Raw genomic sequence first — 20,971 nt, 5'->3', positions numbered from 1 at the left:
GCGTGCGGCCCGTTCCGCGTTTCACGCACGCGTGCGGACCGTTCGGGTACCTGTGCGCATACTGAGCCGTACGGAAGGTCTCGTTCAGGGAGCGGTGCGAGGTGACGGAGGCGGAGGACCGCAAGCCCCGGTCGGACGAGGCGCGGTACGACCCGGAGATCACGTCCGAGTTCGCCATTCCGGTGGGCATCGAGGTCCCCGAGGGGGCCGGTGAGCCGGAGAGCACGTCCGAGTTCGCGGTGCCGCAGGGGCTTTTGGGGCCGCAGCCGCCGAGTGCCGAGCCGGAGGGGTCGGCGTTCAGCCCGCCGCGCACCTACAGCGCCAAGGAGGCCCCGCCGGCGTTCACTCCCGCCGCCGGAGTTCCGCTGGTCAGCCTGGTCAAGGACGCGCCCTGGCAGGACCGGATGCGCACGATGCTGCGCATGCCGGTGGCCGAGCGGCCGGCGCCGGAGCCGGTGCAGCGCGAGGAGGAGGACGGCCCGGCCGTACCCCGCGTGCTCGACCTGACCCTGCGCATCGGCGAGCTGCTGCTGGCCGGCGGCGAGGGCGCGGAGGACGTGGAGGCCGCGATGTTCGCGGTGTGCCGCTCCTACGGCCTGGACCGCTGCGAGCCGAACGTCACCTTCACGCTGCTGTCGATCTCGCACCAGCCGTCGCTGGTGGACGACCCGGTGACGGCATCGCGGACGGTACGGCGGCGGGGCACCGACTACACGCGGCTCGCGGCCGTGTTCCGGCTGGTGGACGACCTGACCGACCCGGAGACCCAGGTCTCCCTGGAGGAGGCCTACCGGCGGCTGGCGGAGATCCGCCGCAACCGGCACCCCTACCCCGGCTGGGCGCTGACCCTGGCCAGCGGGCTGCTCGCCGGAGCCGCCTCCGTCCTGGTCGGCGGTGACCTGATCGTGTTCGTCGCGGCGGCGATCGGCGCGATGCTCGGCGACCGGCTGGCCTGGCTGTGCGCGGGACGCGGGCTGCCGGAGTTCTACCAGTTCACGGTGGCCGCGATGCCGCCCGCGGCGATCGGGGTGGCGTTCGCGCTGGCGCACGTCGACGTGAAGGCGTCCGCCGTCGTCACCGGTGGACTGTTCGCGCTGCTGCCCGGGCGGGCGCTGGTGGCGGGTGTGCAGGACGGCCTGACGGGCTTCTACATCACCGCCTCCGCGCGCCTGCTGGAGGTCATGTACTTCTTCGTCGGCATCGTCACCGGCGTGCTGGTCGTCCTGTACTTCGGCGTGAAGGTCGGCGGCAAGCTGAACCCGGACGCGTCGCTCATCATCAACGAACGGCCGCTGGTGCAGATCGCGGCGTCCATGCTGCTGTCGCTGACGTTCGCGGTGCTGCTGCAGCAGGAACGTTCCACCGTCCTGTGGGTGACGCTCAACGGGGGTGTCGCGTGGTCGGTGTACGGCGCGATGCACTACGTCGCCGACATCTCGCCGGTGGCGTCCACGGCCGTTGCGGCGGGGCTGGTGGGCCTTTTCGGGCAGCTGCTGTCGCGGTACCGGTTCGCCTCGGCCCTGCCGTACACGACGGCGGCGATCGGGCCGCTGCTGCCGGGCTCCGCCACGTATTTCGGGCTGCTCAACATGGCCCAGAACGAGGTGGACAAGGGCTTGGTGTCGCTGGCCAACGCGGCGTCACTGGCGATCGCCATCGCCATCGGGGTCAATCTGGGGTCGGAGGTCTTCCGGCTGTTCCTGAGGATCGGCTCCGCCGGGAAGCGGAGGGCTGCCAAGCGGACCCGGGGCTTCTGACGGGCTACGGGGCGCGGTAGGTGCCCTGGTCGTAGTCGTACGGGTACGGGTCGCGGTCGTACTGCTGCTGCGGGTACTGCCGGCCGTACTGCTGCTGCGGGTACTGGTGCTGGTCGTACTGCCGGCCGTACTGCTGCTGGTCGTACTGCTGCTGGTCGTGGTGCTGCTGGTCGTGGTGCTGATTGTCGTAGCCGCCCTGGTTCCAGTACGGCTGCTCGTACTGCTGCTCCTGCTGCTGGTGCTGCTGGTGCTCGTACGGCTGGTCCGGCTCGATGCGGCGCAGCTGGGTGGTCTGGGTGTCCATGGCGGGGGGAGCCGGGCGGGACGGCTCCGGTGCCGGCTGCGGAGCCTTCTTCTGCTTGCCGCGGGCGCGCAGGACCTCGATGGCGACCGGGATCACGGAGACGAGGACGATCAGGATCAGGATCGCCTCGATGTTGTTCTTGACGAAGCCGATGTTGCCGAGCCAGGAGCCGAGCAGGGTGACGCCCGCGCCCCACAGGACGCCGCCGATGACATTGAAGACCAGGAACGAGCGGTACTTCATGCCGCTGACGCCGGCGATGATCGGCGTGAACGTGCGCACGATGGGCACGAAACGGGCCAGGACCAGGGACTTCGGGCCGTACTTCTCGAAGAACTCGTGCGCCTTGGTGACGTTCTCCTGCTTGAACAGGCGGGAGTCGGGGCGGTTGAACAGGGACGGGCCGACCTTCTTGCCGAACATGTAGCCCGCCTGGTCGCCGAGTATCGCGGCGAGGCAGATGAGGCCGATCGCACCCCACAGCGGGAAGTGCATCCGGTGAGCGGTGATCAGCATGCCGCAGGTGAACAGCAGCGAGTCACCCGGCAGGAAGAAGCCGATGAGCAGGCCGGACTCGGCGAAGACGATGAGCAGCAGGCCCCAGATGCTGTACGTGTCGAGCAGATAGTTGGGATCGAGCCAGCTCGGGCCGAGGGCGAGTGTCATCACGGGTCCGGGCTCCAGGGGGTCAAGGCGGCTACGGCATCCGGGTACGGCCGCACAAAGCTATCAACGTGATGTGACCGCTCCAGGTTCCACCGGTGTCTCCGGGATGCGCTGAGAGATGACGGGGAGAAGGCTGTGGCTCATGGGACTCGATGACTACGGCGGCGGCCAGGTACCCCAGTCGGACGTGCTGGTCGTGACCTCGAACGACGTGCCCGGATACCGGGTGCAGCAGGTGATCGGCGAGGTGTTCGGACTCACCGTGCGGTCGCGGCACCTCGGCAGCCAGATCGGCGCCGGTCTGAAGTCGATGATCGGCGGCGAGCTGAAGGGGCTCACCAAGACGCTCGTGCAGACCCGCAGCCAGGCCATGCAACGCCTGGTGGAGCAGGCACGCGCGCGTGGCGCCAACGCAGTGCTGGCGTTCCGGTTCGACGTGACCGAGGCCGCGGACGTCGGTACCGAGGTGTGCGCCTACGGCACGGCGGTGGTCCTGGCCCGGGAGTGACTCCCGGGCCAGGGGTCAGGCCGTCTGCCGCGCGGCGTTCGCCGTGATGGCGGCGCCCAGGTGCTCGGCGAGACCGGGGGCCATGGCGTCGTAGTACGCCTTGAAGCGCTCGTCGGAGACGTACATGCCGGCGAAGCACCGGTGCATTTCGTACGGCACCTCGAAGAACCACCTGCTCATGTGCTGCCGGTGCTCCTCGGCCAGGTCCATGGCCGCCTCGCCGGACGGCTCCTCGCCGGCGGTCACCAGGGCGGCGTACCGCTGCTCCCAGTCGTCGGTCTCGGCCTTGATCCGCTTCCAGTCCTCCTTGCTGTAGCGGGCGGCGCGGCGCTGGGACTCGGCCCATGCCTCGGTGTCGCCCCAGCGCTGCTCGGCCTCCTCGGCGTACCCCTCGTTGAACGGGTCCTTGTCCCCGAAGACCTCGAACCGCTCCTCCGGCGTCAGGTTGATGCCCATCGTGCGTGCCTCCATGGCGTGCTCCACGGCCGCGGCCATCTTCTGCAGCTTCTCGATCCGGGCGGTCAGCAGATCGTGCTGGCGGCGCAGGTGCGCGCGCGGGTCCGCGTCCGGGTCGTCGAGCAGGGCCGCGACCTCGTCGAGCGGGAAGCCGAGCTCCCGGTAGAACAGGATCTGCTGGAGCCGGTCGAGGTCGGCGTCGTTGTAGCGCCGGTGGCCGGCGTACGTGCGCTCGCTGGGGACGAGCAGGCCGATCTCGTCGTAGTGGTGCAGGGTGCGCACCGTGACCCCGGCGAACCCCGCGACCTGTCCCACGGAGTAGCTCACTTTTCCGCTCCTTGTCGTCGGTACGCCGTCCACGCTGAGGCCTCACGTCACGTGAGGTGCAAGCCGGTTGCCGTTCACGATGTTCGGGATGTTATGTGCATTTTGTCCGCTTATGGTGAGGCGGTGGCCCAGGAACCCGAAGCGCAGCAGGCGCCCGCGACCGCTCCCACGGCCCCGGCACGGGCTCTGCTGCCCTTCATCCTGCCCGCCGTGGTCGTGGGCGTGGTCGCGAGCCTGGTCTTCGTCGGCGTCAGCGCGGCGGCGGAGCAGCTCCAGCGCGTGCTGTGGGGGCCGCTGCCGGATGCGCTCGGGGTGGGCCGCTACTCGGTGCTGTGGATGTTCGTCATGCTCGTGGCGACCGGGATCGCCGTCGGGCTGGTGATCTGGAAGGTGCCCGGCCACGCCGGTCCCGATCCGGCGACCCTCGGCCTGAACGCCCCGGCCATGGCACCGGCCGTGCTGCCCGGACTGGTGCTGGCCACCGGCCTGATGCTGGCCGGCGGCCCGAGCCTCGGACCGGAGAACCCGGTCTTCGCCGTGAACGTGGGCCTCGCCGCCTGGCTCGGTGCGCGGCTGATGCCGCGGACGCCGGGCAGCCTGTGGCCGGTGCTGGCCGAGTCGGCGACGATCGGCGCGCTGTTCGGCACACCGGTGGCCGCGGCGCTGGTCATCTCGGAGGCGCTGGCCGGGCGTCCCATCCGCGGACGGCTGTGGGACAACCTGTTCGCGCCGCTGACCGCCGGGGCGTGCGGGGCCGTCACGACCACCCTGGTGGCCCGTCCGACCTTCGACCTGGGGCTGCCGCCCCTGGGCCACCCGGACGGCAAGGACGTCCTGGCGGCCCTCGTGACCGCCTCGGTGGCCGCGCTGCTCGGCATGAGCGCCGTATACGCCTTCCCGTACGTCCACGCGGCCTTCCGGCGGCTGCGGCACCCGATGCTGATGCTTCCGGCCGGCGGGGTCGTCCTGGGCGCTCTGGGGGCGCTGGGCGGTCATCTCACGCTGTTCAAGGGGCTGTCGGAGATGGGCGAGCTGGCCCGGCATCCCGAGGGCCGGTCGGCGGGGCAGTTCGCCGTGCTCGCGGTGGTGAAGCTGGCGGCGCTGCTCGTCGCCGCGTCCTGCGGCTTCCGGGGCGGCCGGATCTTCCCGGCGGTCTTCGTCGGCAGCGCCCTCGGCCTGTGCGCCCATGCGCTCGTTCCGGCCGTGCATCCGGCGGTGGGCGTCGCGACGGCCGTCCTGGGCATGCTCCTGGCCGTCACCCGGCAGGGCTGGGTGAGCCTGTTCACCGCCGCCGTCCTGGTCGCCTCGCCCGGCGCCCTCGCCCTGTTGTGCATCGCGTCGCTGCCGCCGTGGCTGCTGGTGACGGGGCGCCCGCAGATGCAGTTGCGCGAGGACGGCACCCCGGTCCGCTGACAGACCCTTCCGCTGAAAGTACCCACCTTGGAGGCACGTTCATGGCCCTGCACAAAGGTCCCGCGAAGCACGAGGAGCGGACGGTGTCGGTCAACCCGTTCTTCGGCGAGGCCAATCCGGTCGCCGGCATGACCGAGGCGCCGCCCACGCACCGGCTCCCGGACGCGCCGCTGTCCCCGTCCACGGCGTACCAGCTGGTGCACGACGAGCTGATGCTGGACGGCAACTCCCGGCTGAATCTGGCCACATTCGTCACCACCTGGATGGAGCCGCAGGCCGGGGTGCTGATGGCCGAGTGCCGGGACAAGAACATGATCGACAAGGACGAGTACCCGCGCACGGCCGAGCTGGAGCGGCGCTGTGTGGCGATGCTCGCCGACCTGTGGAACGCGCCGGACCCGTCGGCGGCCGTCGGCTGTTCCACGACCGGGTCGAGCGAGGCGTGCATGCTCGCCGGGATGGCACTGAAGCGGCGCTGGATGCGGCGCAACGAAGGGCGCTATGCGGGCGGCGCACGGCCCAACCTCGTGATGGGCGTCAACGTCCAGGTCTGCTGGGACAAGTTCTGCACCTTCTGGGAGGTGGAGGCCCGGCAGGTGCCCATGGAGGGCGACCGGTTCCAGCTGGACCCGCAGGCCGCCGTCGAGCTGTGCGACGAGAACACCATCGGGGTCGTCGGCATCCTCGGCTCGACGTTCGACGGCTCCTACGAGCCGATCGCCGAACTGTGCGCGGCCCTGGACGCCCTGCAGGAACGCACCGGGCTCGACGTCCCGGTGCATGTGGACGGCGCGTCCGGCGGCATGGTGGCGCCCTTCCTGGACCCGGAGCTGGTGTGGGACTTCCGGCTGCCGCGCGTGGCCTCGATCAACGCCTCGGGGCACAAGTACGGGCTGGTGTACCCGGGCGTCGGCTGGGCACTGTGGCGGGACCACGAGGCGCTGCCCGAGGAGCTCGTCTTCCGGGTCAACTACCTGGGCGGCGACATGCCGACCTTCGCGCTCAACTTCTCCCGGCCCGGCGCCCAGGTGGTGGCCCAGTACTACACGTTCCTGCGCCTCGGCCGCGAGGGCTACCGCGCGGTGCAGCAGTCCACGCGGGACGTGGCGACCTCGCTCGCCGGGAAGATCGCGGCGCTCGGCGACTTCCGGCTGCTCACGCACGGCGACCAACTGCCGGTGTTCGCGCTGACCACGGCCGACGACGTCACGGCGTACGACGTCTTCGACGTCTCCCGGCGGCTGCGCGAGGGCGGCTGGCTGGTGCCCGCGTACACCTTCCCGCCGCACCGCGAGGACCTCTCCGTGCTGCGGATCGTGTGCCGCAACGGCTTCTCGCACGACCTGGCCGACCTGTTCCTGGACGACCTGACCCGCCTGCTGCCCGAGCTGCGCCGGCAGCCGCATCCACTCACCCGGGACAAGCAGGCGGCGACCGGGTTCCACCACTAGGCCTGCCGTCCGAGGCGCGAAAACTTCTGTACCGGCGGGCAGAACAAGTTCGACCATCGCCTCGAACCGCCGGCAGGAGCATGGGGCAAACTCGATCAGCCGTTCGGGACCGGTCAGCGGTCGTCCTCCGGATGCCGCTCCCCCGTCGCGTACGGGTTCACCTCGTCCTCGGCGAGCACGCCGACGAACCGTTCGCCCTCACCGGCGAACGTGTAGGCGCCGTCCTCGATGCGCGCCACGAGACCCCGGGTCCACTCGGCCTCGGAGTCGGCCGTGTGCACCCACATGTTCATGATCTCGCCGATGTGGCCGAGCTGCCCCGGCCCCTCGTCGGGCACGTAGTGCTCGGTGACCGAAGAGCGCCAGGCCTCGATCCGGCGGGTGCGCTCCTTCAGCAGCGCCACCGCCTCGGCCCTCGGCAGGTCGACCATGAAGCCGATCGCCGCCGTCTTCACGTCGCCGCGCTGGTCGTAGGTGACCAGTGCGTCGCGCAGCAGGGCGAAGTACTCCTCGGTGCCCTTGTCGGTCAGCTCGTACTCGGTGCGGGGCGGGCCGCCGGCCGTGGACGGCGCGATCTCGTGCGCGTGCAGCAACCCTTGCTTGGCCATCTGCTTCAGGGCGTGGTAGATGGAGCCCGGTTTGGCGTTGGACCACTCGTGCGCGCCCCAGTACTCCAGGTCGTTGCGGACCTGATAGCCATGGGCCCGCCCGTGCTGGCGGACGGCGCCCAGCACGAGAAGTCGGATCGCTGACATGGGGTCCAGGTTATTGCCGTACCGCCGCCCGCCCCGCGATCACCCCCGGGCGGCGCCCTGCTCCTGGGCCTCCTGGGCCACCAGCTCGAAGGCGGTCCTGCCGTCCAGCGACTCGCGGATGATGTCGGCGTGGCCGGCGTGCCGGGCCGTCTCGCGGATCAGCTGCAGACACAGCCAGCGCAGCGAGACCCGGGCCTGCGGCGGGAACCAGGGATCGGACGGCAGCGGGAAGGTGTCGTCCAGGCTCGGCGCCGAGCGGATGAACTTCTCCGTCTCGGCGGCGACCTCCTCCCAGTACGCCAGCTGTCCGGCGACCGTCTCGTCGTCGGCCAGCTGGAAGCACTCGTGCCAGTTCGACTCGTCGCGCCGGACCGCAGGCGGCTCCTGCTTGGCCCGGGCGACCCAGCCCTGCTCGGTCTCGGCGACATGCTTGACCAGGCCGCCCAGGGACAGCTCGCTGACGCTGGGGCGGGTACGGGCCTGTTCCTCGGTCAGGCCGAGCAGGGCCCGGCGGATGCCGCCGCGCTGTTCCTCGATGAACGCCAGCAGCGCTCCTCGCTCGTCACCGTTCGCCTCCGCGGGCACGTGCTTGACCATGACGGCCGCCTTTCATCGGTTCACCGGGGGCTCTTGCCCTGACACCGAAGACGTTACGGACCCTTGCGGTCAGGTTCTGTCCGCAAGGGTCCGCCCCGGTCGGAACTCGCTTCCGCCGGCGCTCGTCAGAAGGGGAACGCGCTGCGCCCGTGCTGCACCGAGATCCACTTGACGGTCGTGAACGCCTCCAGCGTCGTCTCGCCGTTCAGGCGGCCGATGCCGGAGTGCTTCTCGCCGCCGAACGGCACGATGGGCTCGTCGTGGACCGTGCCGTCGTTCACGTGGAACATGCCGGTGTCGATCTGCTTGGCGAAGGCGACGCCCCGCTCGATGTCGCCCGTGTGGACGGCGCCGCTGAGGCCGTACGGGGTGTCGTTGACGATGCGGAGCGCCTCCTCCTCGCCGTCGAACGGAACGAGGAAGACGACCGGGCCGAAGATCTCCTGCTGCAGCAGTGCGGAGTCGGCGGGGACGTCGGTGAGCACGCTGGGCTCGACCAGGTTGCCCGACGTGCCGCCCCGGACGAGGGCGGTGGCGCCCTCGGCGACGGCCTGCTCGACGGAGCCGGCAATGGCGTTCGCCTGCTGGGAGTTGATCACCGGGCCGATGACGGTCTGCGGGTCGCGCGGATCGCCGACCTTCAGCGACTTCACCTTGGCGACGAACTTCTCGGTGAACTCCTCGGCGACGGAGGCGTCCACGAGGACCCGGTTGGCGGCCATGCAGACCTGGCCCTGGTGGACGAACCGGCTGAAGACCGCCGCGTCCACCGCGTAGTCGATGTCGGCGTCGTCCAGGACCACCAGCGCGCTGTTGCCGCCCAGTTCGAGCACCGAGCGCTTGAAGTTCGCGGCGCAGACCGTGGCCACGTGCCGGCCGACCTTGTCGGAGCCGGTGAAGGAGATGACCTTCGGGACCGGGTGCTCGATGAACGCGTCGCCGATCTCGGCGATGTCGGTGACCACGACATTGAGCAGGCCGCCGGGCAGCCCGGCCTCCTCGAAGATCTTCGCGAGCAGGGTGCCGCCCGCGATCGGGGTGTTCTGGTGCGGCTTGAGGACGACGGCGTTGCCCAGCGCGAGCGCCGGGGCGACCGACTTGATCGACAGCAGGAACGGGAAGTTGAACGGGCTGATCACGCCCACCACCCCGACCGGCACCCGGTAGACGCGGTTCTCCTTGCCGTCGACCGGGGAGGGCAGGATCCTGCCCTCGGGGCGCAGCGCCAGGTGGATCGACTCGCGCAGGAACTCCTTGGCGAGGTGCAGCTCGAAACCGGCCTTCACGCGCGTGCCGCCCAGTTCCGCGATGATCAGGTCGGCTATCTCCTGCTCACGGTCCTCTATGAGCCGAAGCGCCCGCTCGAAGACCGTGCGGCGGGCGTAGGGATTGGTCCCGGCCCACTGCTTCTGGGCGCGGGCGGCGGCCCGGTAGGCCTGGTCCACCTCGTCGACCGTGGCCACCGTGATCGAGGCCAGCTTCTCGTCGTCGTACGGATTGAAGTCGATGACGTCCCAGGAGCCGGTACCCGGACGCCACTCGCCGTCGATGTACTGCAGGGCCAGGTCGGTGAAGTAGGACGACATGTGATCCCTCAATCACTAGCGGACGCAGATCCTGGTCAAGGTCTGATCGCACGTCATCGTACTTATGTTTCAAGAGAGTTGAAGGAGACCTCGGAGAAGATCCCGGCTCTCGTCGGGCCCCGGACTGTCCTGCTGCAGCTCCTTGAGCGCCTGCTCGTACTGGGCGACGTCCTCGCGCTTGTCCAGGTAGAGGGCGCTGGTCAGCTGCTCCAGGTAGACGACGTCCGACAGGTCGGCGTCGGGGAAGCTGAGGATGGTGAAGGCGCCGCTCTCGCCGGAGTGCCCGCCGAAGCTGAACGGCATGACCTGCAGCCGTACGTTGGGCCGCTCGGAGAGGTCGATGAGGTGCTGCAGCTGGCCGCGCATGACCTGGCGGTCGCCGTAGGGGCGGCGCAGGGAGGCCTCGTCGAGGACGATGTGGAACTCGGGGGCGTTGTCGGCCAGCAGGTGCTTCTGCCGCTCCATGCGCAGGGCGACCCTGCGCTCGACGTCCGCCGGGCTCGCGCCCTTCATGCCGCGCCGGACCACGGCACGGGCGTACTCCTCGGTCTGGAGCAGACCGTGCACGAACTGCACCTCGTAGACGCGGATGAGGGACGCGGCGCCCTCCAGGCCCACATAGGTGGGGAACCAGCTGGGCAGGACGTCGGTGTAGCTGTGCCACCAGCCGGCCACGTTGGCCTCGCGGGCGAGGGAGAGCAGCGACTCGCGCTCCGTCTCGTCCGTGATGCCGTACAGCGTCAGCAGGTCTTCCACGTCTCTGGTCTTGAAGCTCACCCGGCCCAGCTCCATCCGGCTGATCTTCGACTCGGAGGCGCGGATGGAGTACCCCGCCGCCTCGCGCGTGATGCCCCGAGCCTCACGCAGTCGCCTGAGTTGCGAACCGAGCAGCATCCGCCGCACCACCGATCCGGGCTCTCCCGCGCTCACGTTCGTCAGCCTCCCCAACCGTCTTCAGGGCCCGCAGTCTGCCACTAAAACACTTCGAGCAGTACTCGTCCGGTTACGGAAACGGAAAGACCCGGACCGTTTCTGCCTGCCGGTTTCGGGAAGAGGTCAGGACCACTGGCGGCAAACGCCGAGAAGATGGCGGAAAAAATGGCCAAGAAGCGGTACGGGCAGTGTCATTTCGGTCGCGTGCACGTGCATCTGCCCTTGCATCTGCTGTGCGCATCCGAAACCATGGTGCCGCGCCACCGCTGCATCGCAACGACCGCGAACTCCCGGGAGTGCCTCGCATGGGAACGAATGGATCGACCATGCTCAAGCCGTTACGGCAGGGCCTTCCGCCGCTGGACCCCGCAGCCGTGTCCGACGCCGCCTCCTGCGCCCTGCCCGCCCGGTACGACGCGGTGCGCGAGGCCCGGCGCTTCACCCGCACCACCCTCGACCAGTGGGACGCCGGCGACCGCTTCGACGACATATGCCTCGTCGTCTCCGAACTCGTCACCAACGCCCTGCGGCACGGTTTTCCGGGCGACGCGGGCTGCTCCGAACCCGCTCCGTCCGTGCGGCTGCACCTGATGCGCTGGAGCGAGCGGCTGGTGTGCGCGGTGCGCGACCCGAGCCACGAGACGCCGGTCCCGCGCGACTCGGACGACTTCTCCGCCGAGTCCGGGCGCGGGCTGTTCCTGGTCGACTCCTTCGCCGACAGCTGGGGCTGGCACCCCCTCGCCGGCGCCCTCCACGGCAAGGTCGTGTGGGCGCTGTTCCGGCTGAGCCCGGCCGGCTGACACTGCAGCGCACCGACGGACGCGCGATTTCTACGCGCGTCACTCCGACATCGTTGCCATGGCACGCCCCGGGCTCTCCCCCGGGGCATCAGCCGGCGATCAGATGGTCGAACTCGCCGTCCTTGATCCCGAGCAGCATGGCCTCGATCTCCGCGCGGGTGTAGACGAGCGCCGGGCCGTCGGGGAAACGCGAGTTGCGGACGGCGACCTCGCCGCCCGGCAGCCGCGCGAACTCCACGCACGAACCCTGCGAGTTGCTGTGCCTGCTCTTCTGCCAGGCCACTCCGGTCAACTGCTCGGCAGCCATGCCGTTGTACACGTCGTACCCCCCGTACACGCCGTCAACGTCGCGGTCCACAGGTCGCTCCCCGGTGGTGCACTGGCTGGTGTGGCCATAGATGCTGTGGTCAACTGACCCGGATCATAACCCGTTCATGTGCAGATGCATGAGCAAATGCACGTGCACGCGCAGTGTTTACCTGGTTACAGGCTTGACGTCCGCTTTACCGAAGCAGATCCAGCGTCTGCCCCAGTGCGGGCAGGACATGCCCACGCCATCCCCCGTCCATGATCTTGCGCGCCATCAGCTGAGCCGGGTCGTCCGGATCAAAACCCTCGTGCACTAGAAAGAGACGTGTACCGCGCCCTTCCTGTTCCAGGGTCCAGGTGATGGTCCAGTCCGCGGGATTGGCCGGATCGGCGTCGGCCCAGCGGACGGACAGCATCCGCTCGATGTCGTAGGCCAGGACGCACACCTCCACGACCCCGGAGAAGCGGGAGTTGGGACGAGGGACGGAGGTCATCCGGTACCGGTGGCCGACCTCCAGCCGGAAGCCCTCGGCGCCGGGCATCTGCCAGCGGGCGAGCAGGTCGGGGTCGGTCAGGGCGCGCCAGACCTTGGCGGGCGGATGCGGGAAGAACTGGTCCACGCGGAGGGTGGTCAGGTCGTCCGCGTGATCTCCGGGTGCTGTGTTCATGAAGGCCGGCCGCCGGGTGCTGTGTTCATGAAGGCTGATCGTCGGGCATGGTGTCGAGCAGATCGCCGAGGCCCTTCAGCCGCTCGCGCCAGAACCGCTCGTACGGGTGGAGCCAGTCCTGCACCTCGGCGAGCGGGGCCGCCTCCAGACGGTAGATGCGCTGCCGCCCGGAGCGCTGTTCGGAGACGAGGCCGGCCTCCCGGAGCACTCTGAGGTGTTCCGAGAGGCTCGGGCGGCGCATGTCGAAGTGGTCGGCCAGGGCCTGGACGGGCTGCGGTCCGCGCTCGCGCAGCAGCCGCAGCACCTCGCGGCGGGTGGCGTTGGCGAGCGCGGCGAAAACGCGGTCCTCGGCGGTGGTACTCGTCCCGTTCATGGAGCGGTCGGATTCATGGAGCGGTCAGAAGCCTTCCTTCTCCGTCAGCAGCATCAGACCGTTGCCGTCGGGGTCCGTGAAGGAGGCCATGCGCCCCCAGGGCAGTTCGTCCGGGCCCTGTACAGGGGTCCTGGCCGCGGCGAGCCGGGCACAGTCCGCGTCGACGTCGGTCGTGACCAACATGATCCCCCGGGCGGAACCGGGCTCGAAACCGCCCATGCCGGGCCCGGAGAGCGTGAAGACGGTCTGGGCGCCCTCGGGGGCCACCTGGAGCCAGCGGCCCTGGGGCATGTCCCGGTCGGCGGTGACGGTGAAGCCGAGGACGTCGCGGTAGAAGCGCAGAGCGCGGTCCTGGTCGGAGACCGGAAGGGTGACGAAGGAGGCGTGCGTGATGGCCATGCCACCGAGAATAGGTAGGCAATCCCCTACGCGTCAATCGTAGGGGATTGCCTACCTATACCCGTTCACCTGTTGGCATACGGCAGCAGCGCCGCCTCCCGGGCGTTCTTGATGGCCCGCGCGAGCAGCCGCTGCTGCCGGGCGGTGACCCGGGTGACCCGGCGGCTGCGGATCTTGCCCCGGTCGGAGAGGAACCTTCGGAGCAGGTCCGTGTCCTTGTAGTCGATGTAGGTGATCCCGGCCTGGTCCAGCGGGTTGGGGCGGTCCTTGACGGGCTTGCCGTCGCTCTTGCGCGGCATCAGATCTCCAGCAGGGTGTCGAAGGCGGGCGGAAGCCTCTTCCAGGCGTCGCGCCCCGCGGCGTACTCGGCGTCGGTGAGCAGACAGGACTCCAGCAGGCGCGTGAGTCCGTCACGGTCGAGGCCGGGCGAGGTGAACACGAGGTGGTTGCAGCAGTCGCCGTGCTCGGGGTGCCAGTCCAGCGCGGCGGCGGCACGGCGTACCGGCGGGACCATCTCCCAGGCCGCGTCGGGCAGCGCGGCCAGCCACGGCCCGGCACTCTCCACGCACAGCGCCCCGCCGGCCGCGTCCCAGTGCAACAGCGTGTCCGGCTTGTCGGCGAGCCAGAACCGGCCCCGGCTGCGGGCCGCGGCGCAGGTCAGGTCCTCCAGTGCGGCGTACAGCCGCTCCGGATGGAAGGGCCGGCGCCGGTGCCAGACCAGGGTCGACACACCGTGCCCGTCCGCCTCGACGGGCAGCAGGGCACAGGCCGGATGCTGGGCCGCCGCAGCGGCCTCCACATCGAAACCGGCGAGAGCGGCTTGGGCGAGGGGGGAGGGGGGTCGGGGGTTCGGGGAGGGGGCGTGAGCTTCCGGTGAGGGGGCGTGGGTGTCCACTGAGGGGGCGTGCGCGTCCGGGGGCTGCGCCTGCGTGCCCTGGCAGGTCGGCAGGATGTCCCTTGTTGGCGGCTGCGGGTCCCGGCGGGGGGCTTGTCCGGGGGGTCCCGGGGGGATCGGGATCCGGTGGGCCGTCGGGTGGAGTTGGGTGAGCAGTTCGCGGTCCTCGTCGTCGGCCTCCGGGGAGTCGGCCACGGCGAGGACGGAGGCGTACTCCAGCTGCCGGGCGAAGGTGTCGGCGACCGTGCGCCGGTCGGTGGCCGCCGCGCCGAGGCCGGCCTCGGCGAGGTCGTCGCCGTTGCCCAGATACGGCAGCACCAGCGCCGGGTCCACGGCCGTGATCACGGAGGTGACGGTCAGGCCGCCGGACGCGACGACCTCGGCCATCGCCTTGGGCTCGACCGAGTCCCACAGCTCGACGATCGCGAGCCGGGTCGTGCCGTCGCGGGCGAGCCGGCGCAGCTCGGGTACCAGGTCCTCGCGCAGCGCGCAGCACGCGCAGTCGTTGACCAGCGGCGACTCACCCACGGTCACGACGCCGCCGCGGTCGCGGATGGTACGGACGACCGTGCCGGCGGCGGCCGTCGACAGGTCGTGATGGAGTACGACGCTGCCGGACACCTCGGCGAGCAGGCGGTCGACGGCCGCCTTGCGGGCGTCGGCGTGCAGCCCGCCCACGACAGCCACGGCGAGGCTCATGCCCCGCCCCGCTTCCCGTACCGGCGCTCGAAGCGCTCCACGCGCCCGGCGGTGTCCAGCACCCGCGCTGTGCCGGTGCAGAAGGGGTGGCCGAGGTTCGAGATCTCGACGTCCACCACGGGGTAGGTGGTGCCGTCCTCCCACTCGACCGTCTTCTCACTGGTCATGGTCGATCGAGTCAGGAAGGCGTGGTTCGCGGCGCGGTCACGGAAGACGACGGGACCGTAGGCCGGATGGATTCCCTTGCGCATGGCGGCCTTCAGCGCTCCTCTCGGAAGTCGACGTGCCGGCCGGCGACCGGGTCGTACTTGCGCAGCGTCATGCGGTCCGGGTCGTTGCGGCGGTTCTTGCGGGTCACGTAGGTGTAGCCGGTCCCGGCGGTGGACCGGAGCCTGACGACCGGGCGGAGTTCGTTGCGTGCCATGCTGCTACCTTACTGAAAATGAATTCCATTACGAACTCTGTCTGAGGAGAGCTACGTCACCATGTCCGCGCACTGCATGCTCACCGGGACCCGGCCGGGCTTCGGCAATCACATCTCCCGCTCCCACCGGCGCACCTCCCGCCGCTTCGACCCGAACATCCAGAGCAAGCGCTACTGGCTGCCCGGCGAGGGCCGGTACGTCCGGCTGCGGCTGAGCACGAAGGGGATCAAGACCGTGGACGCGATCGGCGTCGAGGCGGCCGTGGCCCGGATCCGCGCCCGGGGGGTGCGGATCTGATGGCGAAGAAGAGCAAGATCGCGAAGAACGAGCGGCGCAAGGCGGTCGTCGCCCGGTACGCCGCCCGGCGCGCCGAACTGAAGGAGATCATCCGTCGGCCGTCGTCCACGGACGCCGAACGGCTCGCCGCCCGGGCCGAGTTGCGCAGGCAACCGCGGGACGCGAGCGCCACGCGCGTGCACAACCGCGACCAGGTCGACGGCCGCCCGCGCGGATATCTGCGTACCTTCGGCCTGTCCCGGGTGAATCTGCGCGAGCAGGCTCACAACGGATTCCTGCCCGGCGTCCGGAAGTCCTCCTGGTAACGGCTGGTAACTTGCTGCGGGCCGTCCGGCCGAGGGCGGCCGGCCGCTACAGCTTGGGAGCTTTCCGGTGACTTCTGCGACAGCAAGGAGTGCGACTGCAAGGGTGCGGACCGCAGCCGTGGCCGCGGGGCTGGTGGGTGCGCTCGCCGCGTTGACCGCGTGCAGCGGGGGCGGTGACGGGGGCGGCAAGAGCGCCCCCTCGGCGCCGCCGAGCGCGACCGCGACACCCACCGCCGGCTCGGGCTCCGCGGCCGTGACCGGCGCCTCCGGCAAGCTCCAGGGCAGCTGGCTCACCACCAGCGGGGGCAAGATCGTGGCTCTGGTGATCACCGGGAAGAAGGCCGGGCTGTTCGTGACCGGCCGCAAGACCTGGTGCCAGGGGTCCGCGGGCGAGGAGGCGGGGATGCAGATGATCCATCTGACCTGCCCCGACGGCGACAAGGACCGGATCACCGGCATGGTCGACTCGGTGGACGGCAAGGGCATGACGGTGAACTGGTCGGGCGGGACCGGCCGGGAGACGTACACCAAGGCGGAGGGCGGCAAGCTGCCGTCGGCACCGCCGCCCCGGGTGAAGCCGTGACGCCGGCGGGACGTGCCACCTGAAGCGGTGATTCCGAGGGGGTGCGCGAGCGGGGGCGGCGCACAGGCGCCATGATGCAGGGGCACCGTCACGACCTCGATGGGACCTGCTCATGCGCGCCATTCCGCTCACCGTCACGGCCCTCGCCGCCGCCCTGCTGCTCACCGCTTGCAACGGTGGCGGGAGCAAGAGCGAGAGCAAGAACAGCTCGGACTGCGAGATCGGCGGGGTCTCCGTGCAGATCGGGTCGGCGAGCGTCGCGCCGAAGGCCGGTGACACGGGCGAGATTCCCGTCAGCATCACCAACCAGAGCAAGCCCTGCACCCTGGACCACTTCGCGGGCGTCGTCCTGAACGCAGGCGGCGCCAAGACCGACGTGCCGGCGCTCAAGGGCGCGAAGGCGCAGAAGCTCAAGCTCGCCAAGGGCGACTCGGCGTCCTTCACCATCAGCTATGTGCGCGGCGACGCGGGCGCCAAGACCGTCGTGGACGCCAAGACCGTGACCATCAGCCTGCCTGGCTCCCCCACCACCCGGAGCTTCCCCTGGTCCTACGGCCCCGTGGCGGCCCAGGCCGGCGGCAGCGGTCCGGACGCCTCCGTGAGTGCCTTCCAGCAGGTCGGCGACTGACGGCCCGCGCGGCGTCACTCCAGTCGGGGGCGGGCTCCGACCCGGGCGCGGTCCGCCGCCCGCGCACCCTCCGTCCACCCGGCGGCGTCGCTCACGCCGCGCAGTCGGGTCGTGGTGGTCTCGGGGAACATGCGTTCCAGCCGGTCGGTGACGGCCAGCTCCCTGGTGGCGAGGACCGGCAGCAGGTCCTGGGTGACCTGGGTCTCGGCGGCGGCCGCGAGCCGGTCGCCGACGCGGTGGGCATAGGCGGCCAGGAACGACTGCCGAAAGGTCTTGGTCCGCTTCCGCCCGCCGGCTCTCTGCGCGGCCTCCGCCCTGGTCATCGCGTGCGTGGCCTGCACCAGCAGCGAGGTGTAGAGCAGCTCGACCGCCTCCAGGTCCGCCTCGTAGCCGACGACCGTGGAGAAGCCCAGCGGTTCGTTCCACACCGCGCGGCAGTGGTTCGCGCCGGCCACGGCGTCGAGCAGGACCGCCTTGGCCTGTTCGTACGGCGGCTCGACGCCTATCCGGCAGGCGCCGGGCGCGTCCGGCGCGGGTGCCCCGGCCGCGAGCAGCGCCTCGTCGACGCTGTGCCGTGCCATCAGCTCCTGCGCCTTGGCGCTGAGCGCCTCCGCCTCCTGGGGATACCCGGTCGCCTCGGCCTTGGCGAGCAGCGCGCGGATGCGGGTGAGCATGCGGGCGGCGGCCGGGCCGGGAGCAGGGCGGGACTCCTGCTCCAGGGGCTCCAGGGCGGGCAGGCGCAGTAGCAGGCGGTACAGCTCCAGTGCGGTCGTGGCCTGCGTGAAGCGGTCGGTCTCGCGGGCGGCAGCCTCGGGCAGATCCGCCAGCTGGGCGGCCCAGCGGCGCCCCCGCGGGCGGTCCTGCCCGGCCTGCGCACGGATCAGCGCGGCGGCCCGGCGCACATGCGCGTCCTCCAGCTCGCGCCGCACCAGTCGTACGACGTCGGCGGGCTGCCAGCCGCGCCGCCAGGCCGTCGCGACGAACTCCTCGCCGCGGCGCGCGAGTTCGGCGTCCGCGGCGGGGTCGGCGGCGAGCAGGGAGGCGCCGGTGTCGAGCCCGGTGTCGCTGTCGTCGTAGAGGGCGGCCCGGAAAGCCCGCTCGACGGTGCTGGCAGTGCTGGTCACATCGTCGATCGTGCCATGCCCCACCGACACCCGGCCGAGCGTTGTCCACAGGCTGTGGAGGAAGGGGCGGCGGGCACTGCGGAGCGATCGGGCCGTCGGTGTCCGACGGGTGCGGGCGGCCCGGACCAAAGTAGCCACTCGGCCGGGAAACCGGCCGGGGACAGAGTGTCAACCAATGGTTGACAGCCCGAGGGGTGCAACCTACGGTTGACACATGGCCAACCGTCAGAACATCACGGCATCCGTACGTCTCGACGACCTCATCGAGGCCATCAGGAAATCCCACTCCGAACCTCTCGAACAGCTGCAGGACGCGGTGATCGCAGCCGATCACCTCGGCGACGTGGCCGACCATCTGATCGGCCACTTCGTCGACCAGGCCCGCCGCTCCGGCGCCTCCTGGACCGAGATCGGCAGGAGCATGGGCGTGACCCGGCAGGCGGCGCAGAAGCGGTTCGTGCCGAAGGAGTCCGCCGACCTCGGCGCGGCCGACTTCAGCCGCTACACCACCCGCGCGCGGAACGTCGTCATGGCCGCGCACAACGAGGCACTGGCCGCCCGCAACCCCGAGGGCCGCCCCGAGCACCTGGTCCTCGGCCTGCTGGCCGAGCCCGAGGGGCTGGCCGCGAAGGCGATCACCGAGCAGGGCGTCCTCCTGGACGCCGTACGCCAGGCGGCGACCGCCGCGCTCCCGCCCGCCGCGGAGGAGGTCCCCGGCCTCGTCCCCTACGGCCCCGACGCCAAGAAGGTCCTGGAGCTCACCTTCCGCGAGGCCCTTCGGCTCGGCCACAACTACATCGGCACCGAGCACATCCTGCTGGCCCTGCTGGAACACGAGAACGGCCGGGGCGTCCTCAGCGGCGTCGGCCTCACCAAGGCGGCGGCCGAGGAGTATCTCGGCAAGGCTCTGGCGCTGCTGACGGAGCAGCGCCAGGAACCCGCCCAGGAATCCAGGGAGGACTGAAACAGCAGGTCAGGGCCATTGTCAGTGCCGCCTGCCACACTCGCAGTCATGACCGACCGGTGGGCGCTCGCACCGGCCGAGGACGGAGGCGTGGAGGTCGCCCCCCTCGGCCCGGACGGGCTGCCCGCCGGGCCGGTGCGGCGGGAGAGCGATCTCGCCGGGGCGGTGCGGAGCCGCCCGGAGGTGACGCGCTGGGTGTGGCGGTCCACCCCCGAGGTCTACCCGCGTCTGCTCGCCACGGGGGTGCGAGTGGAGCGGTGCTACGACATCGAGGACGCCGAGACACTCCTGCTGGGCCACGAGGGCCGGTACGGCGAGCCGCGCTCGGCCGCCGCCGCCCTGGCCCGCCTCCGGGGCGGCCCCGTACCGCCCGACCCGCCCCAGCGTTCGGCCGAACCGGGCGCGCAGTCCCCGCTGTTCGAGCCCACCGGCATCCGGCTGCCCCTGACCGACCTCCTCGCGGTCTACGCCGGGCAGCTCAGGCGGCACGAGGAGACCGCCCACCCCGACCGGATGCGCCTGCTGACGGCCGCCGAGTCGGCCGGCATGCTGGTGGCCGCCGAGATGAACCACGCGGGCCTCCCCTGGAGCGCCGAGGTCCACCGCAGCCTGCTGCACGACCTGCTGGGCGAGCGCTATGCGGGCGGCGGCGAGCCGCGCCGCCTCGCCGAGCTGGCCGACGAGGTGTCCGCCGCCTTCGGCCGCCGGGTGCGCCCCGACCTGCCCGCGGACGTCGTCAAGGCGTTCGCGCAGGCCGGGATCAAGGTGCGCTCGACCCGCCGCTGGGAGATCCAGTCCGTCGACCACCCGGCCGTCGCGCCTCTGCTGGAGTACAAGAGGCTGTACCGCATCTGGGTGGCGCACGGCTGGTCCTGGCTGCAGGACTGGGTGCGCGAGGGCCGTTTCCGCCCCGAGTTCCTGGCCGGCGGCACGGTCACCGGACGCTGGGTGACCAACGGCGGGGGCGGACTGCAGATCCCCAAGGTGATCCGCCGGGCCGTGGTCGCCGACCCCGGCTGGCGGCTGGTGGTGGCCGACGCCGACCAGATGGAACCGCGCGTGCTCGCCGCCATCTCCCGGGACCCCGGTCTGATGGAGGTCGCCGGCCGCGAGAGCGACCTCTACCAGTCGGTGTCCGACCGCGCCTTCTCCGGCGACCGCGACCAGGCCAAACTCGCCGTACTCGGCGCGGTCTACGGCCAGACCTCGGGCGACGGCCTGAAGAACCTGGCCGCGCTGCGCCGCCGCTTCCCGAAGGCCGTCGCCTACGTCGACGAGGCGGCCCGTGCGGGCGAGGAGGGCCGGCTGGTGCGCACCTGGCTGGGCCGCACCTGCCCGCCGGCCGCCGGGGCCGGCGAGGACGCCGCGGAGGAGGCGGGCATCCCCGTCGGCGAGGACGATGCCGAGACACAGGCCGACGGCCAGGCCGCCTGGGTTCCGGGTTACGCCTCCGTCAACTCCCGTGCGCGGGGCCGCTTCACGCGGAACTTCGTCGTCCAGGGCAGCGCCGCCGACTGGGCCCTGCTGATGCTCGCCGCGCTCCGTCGGGCCTGCGCGGACCTCAAGGCCGAGCTGGTCTTCTTCCAGCACGACGAGGTGATCGTGCACTGCCCCGCCGAGGAGGCCGACACGGTCGTCCGGGCCATCCGCGCCGCCGCCGACCTCGCCGGCCGCCTGACCTTCGGCGAGACACCGGTGCGGTTCCCGTTCACGACAGCGGTGGTGGAGTGCTATGCCGACGCCAAATGA

26 protein-coding genes are annotated in these 20,971 nt (G+C 71.0%); 11 read left to right on the top strand and 15 right to left on the bottom strand.

Annotated features, from left to right (window positions below; all coding sequences use genetic code 11):
* Positions 1-101 precede the first annotated feature (101 nt).
* Positions 102-1,757 carry a threonine/serine exporter family protein gene (locus tag ACZ41I_RS38640; protein ID WP_468516354.1) on the top strand — a complete coding sequence of 552 codons (1,656 nt, stop codon included), beginning with the start codon at positions 102-104 and terminating at the stop codon, positions 1,755-1,757.
* 4 nt (positions 1,758-1,761) lie between these two features.
* On the opposite strand, the gene ACZ41I_RS38635 is transcribed toward ACZ41I_RS38640, so the two are convergent.
* Positions 1,762-2,730 carry a DedA family protein gene (locus tag ACZ41I_RS38635; RefSeq protein ID WP_468516353.1) on the bottom strand — a complete coding sequence of 323 codons (969 nt, stop codon included), beginning with the start codon at positions 2,728-2,730 and terminating at the stop codon, positions 1,762-1,764.
* 139 nt (positions 2,731-2,869) lie between these two features.
* Here ACZ41I_RS38635 and ACZ41I_RS38630 point away from each other — a divergent pair, with 139 nt between their 5' ends.
* Positions 2,870-3,235, top strand: coding sequence for a YbjQ family protein (locus ACZ41I_RS38630; protein ID WP_468516352.1), 366 nt, complete (start codon positions 2,870-2,872; stop codon positions 3,233-3,235).
* A gap of 15 nt (positions 3,236-3,250) precedes the next feature.
* Here the strand turns inward: ACZ41I_RS38630 and ACZ41I_RS38625 are convergent, their stop codons facing one another.
* Positions 3,251-4,018: a MerR family transcriptional regulator gene (locus ACZ41I_RS38625; RefSeq protein WP_363218882.1), complete on the bottom strand. Its 768-nt coding sequence runs from the start codon at positions 4,016-4,018 to the stop codon at positions 3,251-3,253.
* Positions 4,019-4,141: 123 nt separating this feature from the next.
* On the opposite strand from ACZ41I_RS38625, the gene ACZ41I_RS38620 reads away from it, so the two are divergent.
* Together ACZ41I_RS38620 and ACZ41I_RS38615 are read left to right on the top strand one after the other, a co-directional pair.
* Positions 4,142-5,431 (top strand): ion channel protein, encoded by a 1,290-nt coding sequence (locus ACZ41I_RS38620; protein WP_468516351.1) that lies wholly within the window; start codon positions 4,142-4,144, stop codon positions 5,429-5,431.
* Positions 5,432-5,472: 41 nt separating this feature from the next.
* On the top strand, positions 5,473-6,882 hold the full coding sequence (locus ACZ41I_RS38615) for a glutamate decarboxylase (RefSeq protein WP_363218880.1): 1,410 nt from the start codon (positions 5,473-5,475) through the stop codon (positions 6,880-6,882).
* A gap of 113 nt (positions 6,883-6,995) precedes the next feature.
* Here the strand turns inward: ACZ41I_RS38615 and ACZ41I_RS38610 are convergent, their stop codons facing one another.
* The 4 genes from ACZ41I_RS38610 to ACZ41I_RS38595 form a co-directional block, all read right to left on the bottom strand.
* Positions 6,996-7,637, bottom strand: coding sequence for a PadR family transcriptional regulator (locus ACZ41I_RS38610; protein WP_399773204.1), 642 nt, complete (start codon positions 7,635-7,637; stop codon positions 6,996-6,998).
* Positions 7,638-7,676: 39 nt separating this feature from the next.
* The gene (locus tag ACZ41I_RS38605; RefSeq protein WP_468516350.1) at positions 7,677-8,234 is read right to left on the bottom strand and encodes a DinB family protein; all 558 of its coding nucleotides are present in this window, start codon (positions 8,232-8,234) and stop codon (positions 7,677-7,679) included.
* A gap of 125 nt (positions 8,235-8,359) precedes the next feature.
* Positions 8,360-9,820 (bottom strand): aldehyde dehydrogenase family protein, encoded by a 1,461-nt coding sequence (locus tag ACZ41I_RS38600; RefSeq protein WP_399773209.1) that lies wholly within the window; start codon positions 9,818-9,820, stop codon positions 8,360-8,362.
* A gap of 69 nt (positions 9,821-9,889) precedes the next feature.
* Entirely contained in the window at positions 9,890-10,714 is an 825-nt protein-coding gene (locus tag ACZ41I_RS38595; protein WP_363217592.1) for a helix-turn-helix domain-containing protein, read from the bottom strand.
* A gap of 365 nt (positions 10,715-11,079) precedes the next feature.
* On the opposite strand from ACZ41I_RS38595, the gene ACZ41I_RS38590 reads away from it, so the two are divergent.
* A complete protein-coding gene (locus tag ACZ41I_RS38590) occupies positions 11,080-11,553 on the top strand; it encodes an ATP-binding protein (protein ID WP_363217583.1) in 474 nt (157 codons plus the stop codon).
* Positions 11,554-11,641: 88 nt separating this feature from the next.
* On the opposite strand, the gene ACZ41I_RS38585 is transcribed toward ACZ41I_RS38590, so the two are convergent.
* From ACZ41I_RS38585 to rpmG, 8 genes are all read right to left on the bottom strand, one after another.
* On the bottom strand, positions 11,642-11,911 hold the full coding sequence (locus ACZ41I_RS38585; protein ID WP_399773211.1) for a DUF397 domain-containing protein: 270 nt from the start codon (positions 11,909-11,911) through the stop codon (positions 11,642-11,644).
* A gap of 145 nt (positions 11,912-12,056) precedes the next feature.
* Positions 12,057-12,530, bottom strand: a complete 474-nt coding sequence (locus ACZ41I_RS38580; RefSeq protein ID WP_468516349.1) for an SRPBCC family protein — start codon at positions 12,528-12,530, stop codon at positions 12,057-12,059.
* Between the two features lie 25 nt (positions 12,531-12,555).
* Positions 12,556-12,903: an ArsR/SmtB family transcription factor gene (locus ACZ41I_RS38575; protein WP_468516348.1), complete on the bottom strand. Its 348-nt coding sequence runs from the start codon at positions 12,901-12,903 to the stop codon at positions 12,556-12,558.
* Between the two features lie 24 nt (positions 12,904-12,927).
* Positions 12,928-13,302 (bottom strand): VOC family protein, encoded by a 375-nt coding sequence (locus ACZ41I_RS38570; RefSeq protein ID WP_468516347.1) that lies wholly within the window; start codon positions 13,300-13,302, stop codon positions 12,928-12,930.
* Positions 13,303-13,367: 65 nt separating this feature from the next.
* Positions 13,368-13,601, bottom strand: a complete 234-nt coding sequence (rpsR, locus tag ACZ41I_RS38565; protein ID WP_468516346.1) for a 30S ribosomal protein S18 — start codon at positions 13,599-13,601, stop codon at positions 13,368-13,370.
* The gene (locus tag ACZ41I_RS38560) at positions 13,601-14,896 is read right to left on the bottom strand and encodes a GTP-binding protein (RefSeq protein WP_468516345.1); all 1,296 of its coding nucleotides are present in this window, start codon (positions 14,894-14,896) and stop codon (positions 13,601-13,603) included. Before ACZ41I_RS38560 ends, rpsR begins: the two co-directional genes overlap by 1 nt.
* Positions 14,893-15,147: a type B 50S ribosomal protein L31 gene (locus ACZ41I_RS38555; protein ID WP_468516344.1), complete on the bottom strand. Its 255-nt coding sequence runs from the start codon at positions 15,145-15,147 to the stop codon at positions 14,893-14,895. Before ACZ41I_RS38555 ends, ACZ41I_RS38560 begins: the two co-directional genes overlap by 4 nt.
* Positions 15,148-15,155: 8 nt before the next feature.
* Positions 15,156-15,320 (bottom strand): 50S ribosomal protein L33, encoded by a 165-nt coding sequence (rpmG, locus tag ACZ41I_RS38550; protein ID WP_043502886.1) that lies wholly within the window; start codon positions 15,318-15,320, stop codon positions 15,156-15,158.
* A gap of 61 nt (positions 15,321-15,381) precedes the next feature.
* On the opposite strand from rpmG, the gene rpmB reads away from it, so the two are divergent.
* The 4 genes from rpmB (at position 15,382) to ACZ41I_RS38530 (ending at position 17,134) form a co-directional block, all read left to right on the top strand.
* Entirely contained in the window at positions 15,382-15,618 is a 237-nt protein-coding gene (rpmB, locus tag ACZ41I_RS38545) for a 50S ribosomal protein L28 (protein ID WP_399773228.1), read from the top strand.
* On the top strand, positions 15,618-15,923 hold the full coding sequence (gene rpsN, locus ACZ41I_RS38540) for a 30S ribosomal protein S14 (protein WP_468516343.1): 306 nt from the start codon (positions 15,618-15,620) through the stop codon (positions 15,921-15,923). Before rpmB ends, rpsN begins: the two co-directional genes overlap by 1 nt.
* 103 nt (positions 15,924-16,026) lie before the next feature.
* Positions 16,027-16,506, top strand: a complete 480-nt coding sequence (locus tag ACZ41I_RS38535; protein WP_399773230.1) for a hypothetical protein — start codon at positions 16,027-16,029, stop codon at positions 16,504-16,506.
* A 112-nt stretch (positions 16,507-16,618) separates the two neighbouring features.
* Positions 16,619-17,134 carry a DUF4232 domain-containing protein gene (locus ACZ41I_RS38530; protein WP_399773233.1) on the top strand — a complete coding sequence of 172 codons (516 nt, stop codon included), beginning with the start codon at positions 16,619-16,621 and terminating at the stop codon, positions 17,132-17,134.
* Between the two features lie 14 nt (positions 17,135-17,148).
* On the opposite strand, the gene ACZ41I_RS38525 is transcribed toward ACZ41I_RS38530, so the two are convergent.
* Positions 17,149-18,258, bottom strand: a complete 1,110-nt coding sequence (locus ACZ41I_RS38525; protein WP_468516342.1) for a DUF2786 domain-containing protein — start codon at positions 18,256-18,258, stop codon at positions 17,149-17,151.
* Positions 18,259-18,472: 214 nt separating this feature from the next.
* Here ACZ41I_RS38525 and ACZ41I_RS38520 point away from each other — a divergent pair, with 214 nt between their 5' ends.
* Together ACZ41I_RS38520 and ACZ41I_RS38515 are read left to right on the top strand one after the other, a co-directional pair.
* On the top strand, positions 18,473-19,222 hold the full coding sequence (locus tag ACZ41I_RS38520; protein WP_468325499.1) for a Clp protease N-terminal domain-containing protein: 750 nt from the start codon (positions 18,473-18,475) through the stop codon (positions 19,220-19,222).
* A 48-nt stretch (positions 19,223-19,270) separates the two neighbouring features.
* Entirely contained in the window at positions 19,271-20,971 is a 1,701-nt protein-coding gene (locus ACZ41I_RS38515) for a bifunctional 3'-5' exonuclease/DNA polymerase (protein ID WP_468516341.1), read from the top strand.

This window comes from Streptomyces sp. NPDC030799, assembly GCF_055572255.1.
Note: the sequence above shows the minus strand (reverse complement) of the source record. Positions and strands in the feature narration are given on the sequence as shown.

Excerpts from the sequence above, each read along its gene's own strand:
- ACZ41I_RS38630 (WP_468516352.1), top strand. The coding sequence starts at position 2,870 with ATGGGACTCGATGACTACGGCGGCGGCCAGGTACCCCAGTCGGACGTG.
- ACZ41I_RS38615 (WP_363218880.1), top strand. The coding sequence starts at position 5,473 with ATGGCCCTGCACAAAGGTCCCGCGAAGCACGAGGAGCGGACGGTGTCG.
- ACZ41I_RS38610 (WP_399773204.1), bottom strand. The coding sequence starts at position 7,637 with ATGTCAGCGATCCGACTTCTCGTGCTGGGCGCCGTCCGCCAGCACGGG.
- ACZ41I_RS38605 (WP_468516350.1), bottom strand. The coding sequence starts at position 8,234 with ATGGTCAAGCACGTGCCCGCGGAGGCGAACGGTGACGAGCGAGGAGCG.
- ACZ41I_RS38600 (WP_399773209.1), bottom strand. The coding sequence starts at position 9,820 with ATGTCGTCCTACTTCACCGACCTGGCCCTGCAGTACATCGACGGCGAG.
- ACZ41I_RS38595 (WP_363217592.1), bottom strand. The coding sequence starts at position 10,714 with ATGCTGCTCGGTTCGCAACTCAGGCGACTGCGTGAGGCTCGGGGCATC.
- ACZ41I_RS38590 (WP_363217583.1), top strand. The coding sequence starts at position 11,080 with ATGCTCAAGCCGTTACGGCAGGGCCTTCCGCCGCTGGACCCCGCAGCC.
- ACZ41I_RS38580 (WP_468516349.1), bottom strand. The coding sequence starts at position 12,530 with ATGAACACAGCACCCGGAGATCACGCGGACGACCTGACCACCCTCCGC.
- ACZ41I_RS38575 (WP_468516348.1), bottom strand. The coding sequence starts at position 12,903 with ATGAACGGGACGAGTACCACCGCCGAGGACCGCGTTTTCGCCGCGCTC.
- ACZ41I_RS38570 (WP_468516347.1), bottom strand. The coding sequence starts at position 13,302 with ATGGCCATCACGCACGCCTCCTTCGTCACCCTTCCGGTCTCCGACCAG.
- rpsR (WP_468516346.1), bottom strand. The coding sequence starts at position 13,601 with ATGCCGCGCAAGAGCGACGGCAAGCCCGTCAAGGACCGCCCCAACCCG.
- ACZ41I_RS38560 (WP_468516345.1), bottom strand. The coding sequence starts at position 14,896 with ATGAGCCTCGCCGTGGCTGTCGTGGGCGGGCTGCACGCCGACGCCCGC.
- ACZ41I_RS38555 (WP_468516344.1), bottom strand. The coding sequence starts at position 15,147 with ATGCGCAAGGGAATCCATCCGGCCTACGGTCCCGTCGTCTTCCGTGAC.
- rpmG (WP_043502886.1), bottom strand. The coding sequence starts at position 15,320 with ATGGCACGCAACGAACTCCGCCCGGTCGTCAGGCTCCGGTCCACCGCC.
- rpmB (WP_399773228.1), top strand. The coding sequence starts at position 15,382 with ATGTCCGCGCACTGCATGCTCACCGGGACCCGGCCGGGCTTCGGCAAT.
- rpsN (WP_468516343.1), top strand. The coding sequence starts at position 15,618 with ATGGCGAAGAAGAGCAAGATCGCGAAGAACGAGCGGCGCAAGGCGGTC.
- ACZ41I_RS38530 (WP_399773233.1), top strand. The coding sequence starts at position 16,619 with ATGCGCGCCATTCCGCTCACCGTCACGGCCCTCGCCGCCGCCCTGCTG.
- ACZ41I_RS38520 (WP_468325499.1), top strand. The coding sequence starts at position 18,473 with ATGGCCAACCGTCAGAACATCACGGCATCCGTACGTCTCGACGACCTC.
- ACZ41I_RS38515 (WP_468516341.1), top strand. The coding sequence starts at position 19,271 with ATGACCGACCGGTGGGCGCTCGCACCGGCCGAGGACGGAGGCGTGGAG.